Genomic DNA, 13,035 nt, shown 5'->3' on the forward strand with positions numbered 1-13,035 from the left:
GTGAACGGTTTATTTTGCCAGCTCGGTTAGCATGGTTTCCAGCGTTACCTGATCTTTAGCGAACTGACGAATACCCTGCGACAGTTTATCTGTAGCCATGGCTTCTTCGTTCATATCCCAGCGGAAGGTTTGCTCGGTTAAGGCCGCTGCGGCCGCCTTAGGTGCATCGACTGGCGCAAGCTTACGCGGCAGTGGAGCATCGTTATTGGCCAGCTCATCAAGCAGTCCCGGGCTGATAGTCAGGCGGTCACAGCCAGCCAGTTCCTGAATCTCACTGATGTTGCGGAAGCTCGCGCCCATCACAATAGTGTTATAACCGTGTTCTTTGAAGTAGTTATAGATACGGGTAACCGACTGCACGCCCGGATCGTTAGCGCCGTTAAAGTCAGCGTCTGGCTGGTCGGCTTTATACCAGTCAAGAATACGACCAACGAAAGGAGAGATAAGGAAAGCGCCAGCCTCGGCCGATGCCCGGGCCTGAGCAAAAGAAAACACCAGGGTCACGTTTGTTTTTATGCCCTGCTCTTCGAGAATGCGGGCCGCCTGAATGCCTTCCCAGGTAGCTGCGATTTTAATCAGCACCCGGCTGGTGTCGATACCCTGATCGCGGTACAAAGCCAATAAATGATTAGCTTTTTCAACCGTGGCTAAGGTGTCGAATGATAAGCGTGCATCGACCTCGGTAGACACATAACCTGGCACCTGCTCCATGAGTTTGGCACCAATTAATACCGCCAGTTTGTCTGCAGCAACGGTTGCAACATCATCGGTAGCACCCTGTCCTTTCGCCCAATTTACGGCTTCGATTGCCAGTGGACGGTACTTTTCAATTTGTACGGCTTTTAACAATAGCGACGGGTTAGTGGTCGCATCTTGTGGTTGATACAAAGCAATTGCTTCGAAGTCACCGGTATCGGCAACCACGGTTGTCATAGATTTGAGCTGTTCTAACTGGGTAGTCATAGTTCTTTCCACTCTCAATAAATTCAAAGGGTTACTAAGTTTTTCAGGCCTTGTCAGTGGCATTTAACAGCATTATGGAAACGCGTTTAACAACTTCTGTGCTGGCGATTTATTCACCGGCTATACTGTTAATATTAATTTTATATTACCTTTACATTTGCCTATTATTGATATTATCATACAATTAAAATTTATTGGCTAATTTTGTTAGCAGTGAGTGGAATAAAAAATATGTCTCGTTATACATTAGGGCTGGATTATGGTTCTGATTCAGTCAGAGCCCTTTTGGTAGATGTTACTACCGGCGAAGAGCTGGCCAGCCATATGGTGAATTATCCCCGCTGGGCGCAGGGCCGTTATTGCGAGCCGGCGAAAGACCAGTACCGCCAGCACCCTCAGGACTATGTGGATAGCCTGATCGAAGTGGTGAATGCGCTGTGGTCGAAAGTACCCGCTGGCACGGCAGATAAAGTTGTGGGGATGAGCTTTGATACAACCGGTTCTACCCCGGTAGCTATTAATGCCGAAGGTCTGCCTCTGGCATTAACTGAAGAATTCAGTGAAAACCCCAATGCGATGTTTGTGTTGTGGAAAGATCACACCTCGCTAAAAGAAGCAGGTGAAATTACCAAGGCTGCCAACAACAACGATGTGAATTACCTGTCTTATATGGGCGGTATTTACTCGTCGGAGTGGTACTGGGCTAAAGCCTTGCACATTTTCCGTCAGGATCCGGCAGTTAAAGCGGCTACCTACAGTTGGGTAGAGCACTGTGACTGGATGACGGCACTAATGTGTGGCACCACGCATCCTTCGCAGTTACAGATGGGCCGCTGTGCTACCGGGCATAAATTAATGTGGAACGAAGCGTGGAACGGCTTCCCGCCGAATGATTTCTTCGTCTCGGTAGATCCGCTGTTAGATGGCCTGGTAGATACCCTGAATCCCGCTACCCAAACCAGCGATCAGGTTGCCGGTGAATTAACCGCGGAATGGTCAGACAAACTGGGCTTACCGGCTGGCATTAAAGTGGGTTATGGCGCTTTCGATTGTCATATGGGGGCAGTTGCCGCTAACGTGCGTGAAGGTGTTCTGACCAAAGTAATGGGAACGTCTACCTGCGATATTACCGTGACCTCTTATGAAACCATTGGTGATACCTGTGTACGCGGTATTTGCGGACAGGTTGATGGTTCAGTTATTCCGGGTCTGGTTGGCCTGGAAGCTGGTCAGTCTGCATTTGGCGATCTGTATGCCTGGTTTAAAAACCTGGTGCTGTGGCCAACCAACAATTTACTACATGAGCTGGTGGAGTCGGGCGCCGATGAGCTGGTTGATAAAATTGAGTCACTTACCTTGCAGCGTTTGTCTGCGGCAGCAGCCAACCTGCCGGTAAGCGCGAAAGATATTACCGCGCTGGACTGGGTCAATGGCCGTCGCACACCGGACGCTGATCAAACCGTTTCCATGGCATTAACCGGTATTAAGATGGGCGCCGATGCGCCGCAGTTATTTAAAGCACTGGTTGAAGCCACTGCATTTGGCGCTCGGGCAATCACTGAGCGCTTCCGTGAGGAAGGTGTACCCATTAATTCAGTCGTGGTGATTGGCGGCATTTCAAAAAAATCCGATTACGTAATGCAAACCTGCGCTGATGTTTGGAATTGTCCGATTGATGTGCTGGAAAGTGAGCAGAGTTGTGCCCTGGGTGCCGCCATTATGGCTGCTGTAGCGGCTGGCGAATTCCCAACCGTCGCCGAAGCTCAGCAGGTAATGGCGTCACCTGTTTGCAAACAGTACTTACCGGATGCATCGAAAGTGGGTATTTACGATGAGTTATACCAAAACTATCAGGCCCTGGGCGATTACGTGAGCGGAGGTAAAGCATGAGCTACACCGAATTAAAACGAGAAGTGTTTGAAGCCAATATGGAGCTTCAGCGCCGTAACCTGGTGATTTACACCTTTGGTAACGTGTCGCAGGTTGATCGGGATAAGGGCGTGGTGGCTATAAAGCCTAGCGGCGTCTCTTACGATCAGATGAAGCCCGAAGACATTGTTATTGTGGATATGGAAAATAACATCGTGGAAGGCACCATGCGTCCTTCTTCTGATACCAAAACCCATACCCATCTTTACCGTGCATTTGACTCGATTGGCGGTGTAACACACACCCACTCAACGTATGCCACAGCGTGGGCGCAGGCGCGCCAGAGCATTCCTTGCCTGGGCACCACGCATGCCGATTACGTACACGGTGAAATTACCTGTACCCGCGACCTGACCGATGAACAGGTAAACGGTGACTACGAAGAAGAAACCGGGGTTCAGATTACTGATGCCTATGTGGATCGCGACCCGGCTGCAGCACCGATGGTAATCGTTGCCGGCCATGCGCCATTCACCTGGGGTAAGGATGCAGCACAATCGGTATATCACGCTGCGCTGCTCGAAGAGATTGCCAAAATGGCTTATCTCACAAGGACTTTAGACCCCAATGCCGCTGTGCTTAAGCAAGCCGTATTGGACAAACATTATTTACGCAAGCACGGTAAAAACGCCTACTACGGCCAAGAGTAACTCTACCTGCAAGCCCTTTATTAATAGAGGACAGAATTATGACTACAGTACAAAAAGAAGTTTGGTTTATCACCGGCTCTCAGCACCTTTACGGCCCTCGCGTACTTGAAGAAGTCGCAGGTAACAGTCAGGCACTGGCTGCCGGCCTGAACGAAAACAACCTGCCGGTTAAAGTGGTTTACAAAGACACCGTAAAATCTGCAGCTGAAATCCATCAGGTTTGCCAGGCGGCCAACAGCGATGCCAACTGTGTTGGTTTGATCCTGTGGATGCACACCTTCTCGCCAGCCAAAATGTGGATCGCCGGCCTGAACGAGCTGCAAAAGCCATGGTTACACCTGCATACTCAGTTTAATGCCGGTCTGCCGTGGAGCAGCATCGACATGAATTACATGAATACGCACCAAAGTGCTCACGGTGACCGTGAATTTGGTTTCATTGGCAGCCGCATGCGCAAAGAGCGTAAGGTTGTAGTGGGTCACTGGCAGAATCCAAAAACTGTGGCGCAAATCGACGGCTGGTGCCGTGCAGCATTAGGCTGGGCAGAGAGCAAGTCACTCAAAGTGGCACGTTTCGGTGACAACATGCGTAACGTAGCGGTAACCGAAGGCGACAAAGTTGCTGCGCAGATTACCTTTGGCTATGAAGTGCATGCTTATGGTTTGCAAGACTTAGCTGACGTAGTTAACAGCGTTAGCGACGGTGACGTAGCCGCTCAACTGGATGCTTACTATCAGGAATACGACGTTAGCAAAGAACTGCTGACCGATGATTATCAGCGCGATCGCCTGATGAAAGAAGCCCGCCTGGAACTGGGTATGGAGAAATTCTTCGTCGACGGTGGTTTCGGTGCATTCACCAACTGTTTCGAAAACCTGGCAGGGTTAACTGGTTTGCCTGGTCTGGCAACTCAGCGCTTAATGGCTAAAGGCTATGGTTACGGCGGTGAAGGTGACTGGAAAACAGCCGCTATGGTTCGCACTATGAAAGTGATGGCACAGGGCCTTGAGGGCGGCTGTTCCTTTATGGAAGATTACACCTATAACTTCACAGATTCAGTGGATCAGGTACTGGGTGCCCACATGCTGGAAATCTGTCCGTCTATTGCCGGCAAGAAGCCGCGTCTGGAGCTGCACCGCCACACCATTGGTGTGAAGTGTGATGTACCTCGTCTGCTGTTTGCTGCCAAAGCGGGTCCTTCCATTAACGTATCGCCAATTGATATGGGTAACCGCTTCCGTATTCTGGTTAACGAAGTTGAAACCGTGGACCAGCCAGAATCTGCACCACATCTGCCCGTTGCCTCTGCACTATGGGAACCTAAGCCAAATCTGGAAGTGGCTGCGGCCGCCTGGATCCACGCTGGTGGTGCTCACCATGCCGCATATAGTCAGGCACTGACATCAGAAGTGATTGAGGATTTTGCCGATATGGCCGGTGTTGAGACAGTGGTTATCGACAGCGATACCAACCTGCGTAACTTCAAGTCTGAATTACGCTACAACGCTGCCTATTACCAGCTGAAGCAAGGTCTCTAATCGACCTGTTGGCTCATCTGAAAGGTGAGCCAACGTCATTGTCATACCAGTCATAGTAATATAATCGCAGGTAGCTCGTGTTACATTGCGATTTTATTTTATGACTTGTACAGATTGATTAGGAGTATTCATGGTCGACTTAAGCGCTTATCAGGGGATCGTCTTTGATATGGACGGAACGCTGGTGGATTCAATGCCAGCGCACATGGAAGCATGGCGGGTTACGTGTGAACACTACGGTTATCCGTTTGACCTTGATTATATGAACTCGCTGGGCGGAGTACCCACACGGCAAACCGTTGTGGTGTTAAACGAAAAATTTGGCATGGCTAACGATCCCAGTGAAGTGGCGAAATTTAAGCGGGAAAGCTGGGAAGCCATGAACCTCGAACCGGTTGTTATAGCATCGACGATGGCGGTGTTTGATCATTACCGTCCGCACATGGCGATTGGTATTGGTACTGGTGCAGAGCGAACACATGCTGAACATTTACTCTCTGCACATGGCTTGCTCGAGCGAATTGATTCACTGGTTACCGCTACCGACGTTACCCATGGCAAGCCCCACCCCGAAACGTTTCTGACCGTCGCCAGACAAATGGGCATCGAACCCTCCAAATGCGTTGTGTTTGAAGATACTGAGATTGGTCGCCAGGCTGCTCAGGATGCGGGAATGGATTGTATTATGGTTAACGACGGCGAAATTCAGGTCTGATAAACTTGCATTTCCTATGCTAATTGTAATATAAAAGTATAAAAATTATTATAGGAATGTAAATCATGCCGTTGTTATCTTTTCCCGGGGCTCGCCCGGCGTTTTTCTCCCGCTCCGGCAAACAGGCCAAGTGGTTACTGGCCGGAGTATTAACACTGACATTTGGCTGTGCCAATCAGGTGATGGCCAATAAGCAAGGACAATCTATGACTACCACACCCAGCGCCACTATCAGCGCTTTTGGTTCGCTGAGCGATGCCACACCGGTTGAAAAAGTCACCTTAAAAAACAGCAATAATATTGAAGTTGAAGTGATCAGCTACGGCGGCATTATTACCCGTATTGTGACACCGGATGCCAAAGGCCAACCTGGTAACATCGTTTATGGAATGGAAACCATTGAAGAGTATGAAAAGGGGAATCCTTATTTCGGCGCTCTGATCGGTCGTTACGGCAATCGTATTAAAGACGGTAAGTTTACGTTAAACGGCACTGAGTATCAGCTCGCCACCAATGATGGTGATAATCACCTGCACGGTGGGGTACAGGGCTTCGATAAGAAAGTCTGGAAAATGGAACCTTTCGCGACGGCAAACAGTGCCGGGGTTACCCTGACGCTGGTTAGTCCGGATGGCGACCAGGGGTACCCGGGCGAACTGACTACCGAGGTCACTTACAGGCTGACCAACAACAATACGCTGGATATGCAGTTTATTGCGACTACCGATAAACCGACCGTAGTGAATCTGACCCAGCACTCGTATTTTAATCTGGCTGGCAAAGGCACTATTTTAGATCACGAGTTACAAATCAACGGTAAATATATCACGCCGGTGGACGGTGGCCTGATCCCCACGGGTGAATTAGCGCCTGTGGCCGGTACGCCTTTTGACTTCACTTCTGCCAAAGCCATTGGTCGCGACATCGAGGCTGACGATGAACAACTCGCGCTAGGTAAAGGTTATGACCACAACTACGTGTTAAAAGAACAGGTAGATAGTGAACTGATTGAAGCGGCTACCGTTTATGAGCCAACTTCAGGCCGTGTGCTGCGCGTGCTGACAGAAGAGCCAGCGGTGCAATTCTATTCAGGCAATTTCCTGGAAGGGGCGACCAAAGGGTTTGGGCAGCAGCATATTTTCCGTGGTGCGTTGTGTTTAGAACCGCAGCATTCTCCTGACTCACCTAATCAGGCTGACTTCCCCAGCACTACTTTGTTGCCCGGTGAAGTTTACTCAACCCGTATCGTATACGCCTTTGAAACAAAATAAGCCTTTGCTGAGTGCTTAATCGAAACACCCGCTTCGCTGCGGCTGTTCTGTAACCAGATAGAGAGAGAAATCATGATGACAAAGTCGCTGAAACGACTGGGTATTAGTCTGTTGGTAATGACTTCCCTTGCCGGGTGTAACAGCACTGACAATAAAGCCGTCAGTGAAACCAAAGCCAGTGTTGCGACTGAAGCATCGGGCATTTTTACCAATCCTTTGTTTCCTAATGGCGCGGATCCATGGCTGGAATACTGGGACGGTAACTATTACCTGACCACCACCACCTGGACGTCGCAATTAGTGATGCGTAAGTCACCGACACTGGCCGGTCTGGCTGATGCCACGCCCGTCAATGTCTGGTCGTCAACCGACCCGGAGCGGTGCTGTAATTTTTGGGCGTTCGAGTTTCACCGCCTGAAGGGGCCAAACGGCTATCGCTGGTACATGATGTACACCGCCGGGCAGGACGGTACGCTGGATTACCAGCACCTCAATGTGTTGGAAAGTGTTGGCGACGATCCCATGGGACCATACCAGTACAAAGGCGCATTAATGCCTGAAGTGTGGAACATTGATGGCAACTATCTGGAATACAACGGCAAGCTCTATGTGATTTATTCCCAATGGCGTGGCGACACACAGCTCAATATCATTGCGGAAATGGAAAACCCCTGGACGCTGAAAGATCAGGAGCACACGGTACTGACTACGCCGGAGCTGGATTGGGAAATCAGCGGTCGCAAGGTAACCGAAGGCGCAGAAATTCTGCAGCATAACGGTCGTACCTTCATGACTTATTCAGCCAGTTTCTGTAATACGCCGGATTATAAGCTCGGGTTATTGGAGTTAACCGGTAACGATCCAATGAATCCGGACCACTGGACCAAATCACCGGAGCCTGTTTTCAGTCGTACCGAAACGGTATTCGGCCCGGGTCATAATGGCTTCTTTACCTCACCGGATGGCAGTGAAGACTGGTTGGTGTATCACGGCAATGACTCTGTTGAGCATGGCTGTAGTGCTACCCGTTCACTGCGGGCGCAGAAATTTACCTGGTCTGAGAGTGGCGAGCCGCAATTTGGTGAACCAATAACACCGGGCGTGGAAGTAGCGCCACCATCCGGTGAAAACGGCCCGCTGGTGACTCGCGTGCAGGGACAGCGTTATCAACTGGTTAACGCAACCAGTGAGCTTTGTCTGGATATCTCGCCGGACCCTGAAGACAACCGTGCAGTACAGCGCCAGTGCGCAGGTACTAATGGCCAGTGGGTACTGGATTCAACCACCGATGGCTTTATCAGACTGGCGAACCGGGAAGACAGCAAGTTCCTTGAGGTCGCAGCCTGTGCCACGGCCGATAACGCCCGTGTGCAGTCAGCGGCATGGCGCAACAACTATTGCCAGCAGTGGAAAGTAGCCGCCGGGATTGACGGCAATGTCACCCTCACTAACCGTTATTCGGGCAAACCACTGGCAGTCGCTGGTTGTTCCGCCTCGGCTAACCAGGCGGTATTACAACACAATACCGACAGCGCCTGTAACCAGTGGCAACTACGCCCGGTGGGTGAAGTGGCCCTGATGAACCAGCAAAGTGGTAAGGCCCTGGCAGTCAACGGTGACAATAATATTGAACAGCAGGCTTTTGATTATCAGGCTGAGCAAAGCTGGTTATTTGTACCCACCGATACGGGCTATTTGTCGCTGAAACAACAAGCCGACAGCGAACTCTGCGTCGGTGTGGATGCAAACCAGGTAGTGCCTGGTGCCAATGTCAGTATGGTCAGTTGCGATGAGAAAACGGCGCAATGGCGTTTAACACCGAAAGACGGTGGCGGCATGATGTTGTTTAACCGCTATACGCGTTTGCCGCTGGGCTTAACCGATTGCGGCCTGGCTGAAGGCACTAATATTGCGCAGCAGCCTGATTTGGCAACACGCTGTCAGATTTTCCATCTGCGTGAGCCACAGTAAGTAATAACGATTATAGAAAAGCGTTGTACAAAGGGGGAGTACCGAGTAGGGCGGTGCTCTCCCTTCTTTCTTTGTAAGAGTAAATGTATGACCCTGCATGATTTTCTGCCGTTTTACTGATACGCTTAAAGAAGTTAAGGGTTATCCAGGGAAAGGCATGCGCCGTTTTATTAAAGCCTCCGTTATTACTGTCATCGCTGTCATCATTACCGGCTGTGTGATTAATGTCACGCCGGGCAATCTTATTTATCAGTCGGCCAAAACCGAAAAGCTCAACCTTACCCGTTTCAAGGAACAGGCTTTTAAGGATGATATGTCGGTTGCACTTAAAGCGGTAAGCCTGACCAGCGAGCAGGGACATACCCTGCGTGGTATTCAGGCACTTTATCATGGCGCCAAAAGTAATATTTTGTTGTTTGGTGGCAACGGCATGACGATAAATGAGTCGGCCAATATTGTGCATCGGTTCGGTGCGATACCGGCCAATGTTATTTGGTTTGATTACCCGGGGGCGGGGATCAGTGACAAACCCGTTAAACTCGACCCTGAAGCGATGATGACTGACGCGCTGGCCATTTATGATTTTGCTGCCGAGAAGCTACGCAATGATAAGCCTTTTATTGTTCATGGCATCGAATTAGGCAGTGCCGTGGCGGCCAACATTGCTTTGCAGCGTAACCCGGATGGGCTGGTACTTGAAAAGCCCATTGTTAACCTTTCACAACTTATCAACGATAACTCACCGGGATGGTCCGGCTGGTTTACGCGGATAAAACTATCGCCAAAACTGGCTGCCGTCGACAACGCTTATCAGGTAGGCAGTTACAGAGGCCCACTGTTAATCCTGGTAGGAGAGAAAGATTTAACCACGCCACCTAAATACAGCCAGGTACTGTATCGCGTTTCGCCCGCCGAGAATAAAAACCTCGTGGTGGTGGAAGGCGTTGGTCATGACAAGCTGATGAAGAGCCCCATCGCTGTGGATGCCTATAAAACTTTTGTGGCCGGACTGTAAGCACTTAGCTGGTTCAACTGCAGGTGTAAAAATCTGTCAGAGGAACACGGCACACGCCGAATAGTGGTCGCACCGCCCTACATTAGCTGATAATCTAACCGCCAGGTAAGCAATCGCCCCTTGTCGCTTAAGACAGGTGGATTTACGTTGGAATATGGAAATAACACATGGCATTTAACGGCAAAGTCGAAGTGACGCCATCACAATTTGTCGCAGGTAACGCAGAAACGCGTTCAGAGGAAGAAGCCAAAAAGCTGCAGAAGCAAAAGTGGTTAGTTTTAAGCGTCACTTTTGTGGTTGTTTTTGCCGCCGCTTTAGCCTGGATTTGGTCTCGCTCAGAGATTTATCAGAGTCAGGCTATCGTTCATTTTAGCTATGCCCAGCAACATAACACCGATCAAAGCACCGTCCCGGTTGAGCAAATCACGCTGAATAATCAGCGTCTCACCAGTAACCGCGTGTTTAACGGTCTGAGTGCAAGATTATTAGCCTACGATTCATTATCGCTTAGCCCGGAACAACTGGCCGCTATGTTAAGCACAGAGGCCAATACCAGCAGTCGTATCATCAGTTTGTTTGCTACCGGTGAAGACCAAACGGTATTAAAACCGGTACTCGAACAATGGCTAAGCCTTTATCTGCAGCAGCTTTCCGCAGAGACCATCGCGAATACTGAAGAAACCATCAGCGCAGAGCAGGAAAAGATGCTCGCGCTGGAAGACAAAATAACCGCCCAACGGGCAGTCGTGCAGGCCTTTGGTGAAGAAAATAATATTGTTTCACTGGAGCGTGACGAAAACCGCGTTCTGGCGAAAATTAAAAGTAAAGGGGCTGCACTGGATGAAGCGGAGTCCATGCAGGCCGAGGCTGAGGCCGAACTGGCTACGGTCCGTCAGAGTATTGCCAATGGTGAAATGGTTTTTCACCCTACCGATAAAGCACGCATGGATGGCCTTTATGCCGTTATCGCTGAAATCCAGTCGGAGCTGGCAGAGCTGGCGGAAAACTTCACGCCTACTTACATGGATATGGATCCGGACATCGTTGGGAAAAAGCGCAAGCTTGAGGAACTAAGGAACAACTACGATAAAACGGTGGCGGAAAGCCAGCAGCGCTACCTGGAAGAGCTCAAACGAACAGTGACTTCTTCCCAGCAGAAGCAACAGCAGTTGGAAAACGAACTTAAACAACTGTCGCTTGATGCCCAGGCTTTTAATCAGAAACTCGAGGAATACGCCCGTCTCGACGGTGCTCTGGAGCAGTTACAACTACAATCGCAGACGCTGCGGGATCAACTGGTACAAGCAGAGGTGCAAAAGCCTATGCAGCCCACCATTAATATTCTGGAGCAACCCTTTGAACCGGACTTCCCCATAGCGCCACATTACTGGCGGGACTCTGCCATAGCGCTGGCGGTAGCGATTATTCTTGGTTTGCTGGCATTGCAGCTGTTCAGCTCGATTCATCGCCAGCAAGCTCCTGCGCCGACCTTTACCAGTTATAATGTGGTGCCTAACCAGGGGCTGACACTGGAGCAGCAAATGGCCGCTCATCAGGCGCTTGAACAACAAAAGGTCTCTCAGCTGGGTCATCAGCAGGCACCCATGCAATTAGGCCATGAATCACCGGTAAGCAATGCCCGGCTGCTTAGCGAAAAAGATTGTCATGGGCTTTACCGGGCCGCTAACCGGGACGGTAAAGTCGTTATTGCCTTGTTGCTTAGCGGGGTGGCACCAGAGGAATTACCTGAAGTGCGTTACCAGGACGTGCTGGTAGAAAAGGGCGCACTTAAGGTCTACGGTGATTTTGCCCGGACCCTGGACCTGACCAATGAGTGCATAGGCTTATTGTGCGAGTCAGAAAGCGACCCTGAAGCAACGGTATTGAGTAGCCGTCTGGACGCCAGTCAGTTAGACCAGATGATCATTAACGTTGCACACGACGCCGGACTGCCATACCCGGATCAGTTCTCAGTGGCTGCGTTACGCCATACCTACCTGACATTTTTAGTCGCGCAGGGCGCGCGTCTCAATGACATTGAACAGACGGCAGGTTTTGTCTCGCCGGCAGAGCTCGGCTTGTACCGGCAGGTCAATCGCAATGGTAATGTGGTGGACATCGACAGCCTGGAAACCCGCTACCCGCTGGCCTAACCAGTAAACTATGCTTACTGCTGGCAGCCGCTGGTAAAATACCCACTAAGCATTGCTGGTAGTGTCGGGCAGGGCTCATATACAATGTAGTCCTGTTCGTTTTATTCCGGCAATGCTTTGCATAATTCTGTTTTAGCCCTGCGCCAGCGAGAGCTGGTTCATTCAACCCGCCCGTTTCTGGCCCGCGGTGGCAAGGTCGTACGCTGTGACGACTGTTTGCTTCCAACCGCCAATTGTATTTGTGAGTATGTGCCAGAGCCGCAGGCAAACAGTGCGTTTGTGTTTTTGATGTACAAAGGCGAATGTTACAAACCAACCAATACGGGGCGACTGATTGCCGATGTGGCAAAGGTGAACTACGCCTTTACCTGGCATCGCACCGAACCATCCGCTGAGATTTTGGCGTTGCTAAACAACCCGGTCTATCAGCCGTTTATTATTTTTCCTCACGAATACGCGGAGCCTGCACGGCGGGTCCACGCAGTGCCGGCTAATAATAAAGTACCTTTGTTTATAATGCTCGACGGCACCTGGCGCGAGGCGCGCAAAATGTTTCGCAAAAGTGAGTATTTGCAGCAGATTCCGGTACTGGGTATTCAGCCTCAAATGCAATCAGAGTATAAGTTGAGGGAAGCGGCTCATGCGCATCAGTTATGCACCGCAGAAGTTGGCGTGGAAGTATTAAAACTAGTTGGCGAAGAGCAGGCGGCTCAGACCCTGGCCCATTATTTTAATGTCTTCAGGCACTTTTATGTTAAAGGTAAACCGCACCTGACTGACCATCTGAGTGCCGGTGAGTTGGGCTTGAGCGAATAAAAAAAGCGCGACCA

Annotated in this window: 10 protein-coding genes; 9 read left to right on the forward strand and 1 reads right to left on the reverse strand. The window is 50.4% G+C overall.

Translation table 11 applies throughout. From position 1 onward, the window contains the following. Positions 1-9: 9 nt before the first annotated feature. Positions 10-963 (reverse strand): transaldolase, encoded by a 954-nt coding sequence (tal, locus tag AC27IB_RS11435; protein WP_296045485.1) that lies wholly within the window; start codon positions 961-963, stop codon positions 10-12. A 231-nt stretch (positions 964-1,194) separates the two neighbouring features. Here tal and AC27IB_RS11440 point away from each other — a divergent pair, with 231 nt between their 5' ends. The 9 genes from AC27IB_RS11440 (at position 1,195) to AC27IB_RS11480 (ending at position 13,021) form a co-directional block, all read left to right on the forward strand. Next, positions 1,195-2,853: a ribulokinase gene (locus AC27IB_RS11440; protein WP_487120987.1), complete on the forward strand. Its 1,659-nt coding sequence runs from the start codon at positions 1,195-1,197 to the stop codon at positions 2,851-2,853. Beyond that, positions 2,850-3,542: an L-ribulose-5-phosphate 4-epimerase gene (locus tag AC27IB_RS11445; RefSeq protein WP_296045478.1), complete on the forward strand. Its 693-nt coding sequence runs from the start codon at positions 2,850-2,852 to the stop codon at positions 3,540-3,542. Before AC27IB_RS11440 ends, AC27IB_RS11445 begins: the two co-directional genes overlap by 4 nt. Before the next feature lie 38 nt (positions 3,543-3,580). Next, positions 3,581-5,080: an L-arabinose isomerase gene (gene araA, locus AC27IB_RS11450; RefSeq protein WP_296045475.1), complete on the forward strand. Its 1,500-nt coding sequence runs from the start codon at positions 3,581-3,583 to the stop codon at positions 5,078-5,080. A 130-nt stretch (positions 5,081-5,210) separates the two neighbouring features. Beyond that, the gene (locus AC27IB_RS11455) at positions 5,211-5,795 is read left to right on the forward strand and encodes an HAD family hydrolase (RefSeq protein ID WP_487120990.1); all 585 of its coding nucleotides are present in this window, start codon (positions 5,211-5,213) and stop codon (positions 5,793-5,795) included. Between the two features lie 65 nt (positions 5,796-5,860). Beyond that, on the forward strand, positions 5,861-7,066 hold the full coding sequence (locus AC27IB_RS11460; RefSeq protein WP_487120992.1) for an aldose epimerase family protein: 1,206 nt from the start codon (positions 5,861-5,863) through the stop codon (positions 7,064-7,066). Positions 7,067-7,138: 72 nt separating this feature from the next. Next, positions 7,139-9,037 (forward strand): family 43 glycosylhydrolase, encoded by a 1,899-nt coding sequence (locus AC27IB_RS11465; protein WP_296045468.1) that lies wholly within the window; start codon positions 7,139-7,141, stop codon positions 9,035-9,037. A 157-nt stretch (positions 9,038-9,194) separates the two neighbouring features. Continuing rightward, entirely contained in the window at positions 9,195-10,052 is an 858-nt protein-coding gene (locus AC27IB_RS11470) for an alpha/beta hydrolase (RefSeq protein ID WP_296045466.1), read from the forward strand. A 167-nt stretch (positions 10,053-10,219) separates the two neighbouring features. Further along, positions 10,220-12,205, forward strand: coding sequence for a hypothetical protein (locus tag AC27IB_RS11475; RefSeq protein WP_487120994.1), 1,986 nt, complete (start codon positions 10,220-10,222; stop codon positions 12,203-12,205). Between the two features lie 117 nt (positions 12,206-12,322). After that, positions 12,323-13,021: a tRNA-uridine aminocarboxypropyltransferase gene (locus tag AC27IB_RS11480; RefSeq protein WP_487120996.1), complete on the forward strand. Its 699-nt coding sequence runs from the start codon at positions 12,323-12,325 to the stop codon at positions 13,019-13,021. The last annotated feature ends 14 nt before the right edge of the window (positions 13,022-13,035 follow it).

This window comes from Alteromonas sp. 4NH20-0104 (assembly GCF_057547795.1).

Bases quoted from the DNA above. Each gene is read 5' to 3' on its own strand.
- tal (WP_296045485.1), bottom strand. From the start codon at position 963: ATGACTACCCAGTTAGAACAGCTCAAATCTATGACAACCGTGGTTGCC.
- AC27IB_RS11440 (WP_487120987.1), top strand. From the start codon at position 1,195: ATGTCTCGTTATACATTAGGGCTGGATTATGGTTCTGATTCAGTCAGA.
- araA (WP_296045475.1), top strand. From the start codon at position 3,581: ATGACTACAGTACAAAAAGAAGTTTGGTTTATCACCGGCTCTCAGCAC.
- AC27IB_RS11470 (WP_296045466.1), top strand. From the start codon at position 9,195: ATGCGCCGTTTTATTAAAGCCTCCGTTATTACTGTCATCGCTGTCATC.
- AC27IB_RS11465 (WP_296045468.1), top strand. From the start codon at position 7,139: ATGATGACAAAGTCGCTGAAACGACTGGGTATTAGTCTGTTGGTAATG.
- AC27IB_RS11455 (WP_487120990.1), top strand. From the start codon at position 5,211: ATGGTCGACTTAAGCGCTTATCAGGGGATCGTCTTTGATATGGACGGA.
- AC27IB_RS11460 (WP_487120992.1), top strand. From the start codon at position 5,861: ATGCCGTTGTTATCTTTTCCCGGGGCTCGCCCGGCGTTTTTCTCCCGC.
- AC27IB_RS11475 (WP_487120994.1), top strand. From the start codon at position 10,220: ATGGCATTTAACGGCAAAGTCGAAGTGACGCCATCACAATTTGTCGCA.
- AC27IB_RS11445 (WP_296045478.1), top strand. From the start codon at position 2,850: ATGAGCTACACCGAATTAAAACGAGAAGTGTTTGAAGCCAATATGGAG.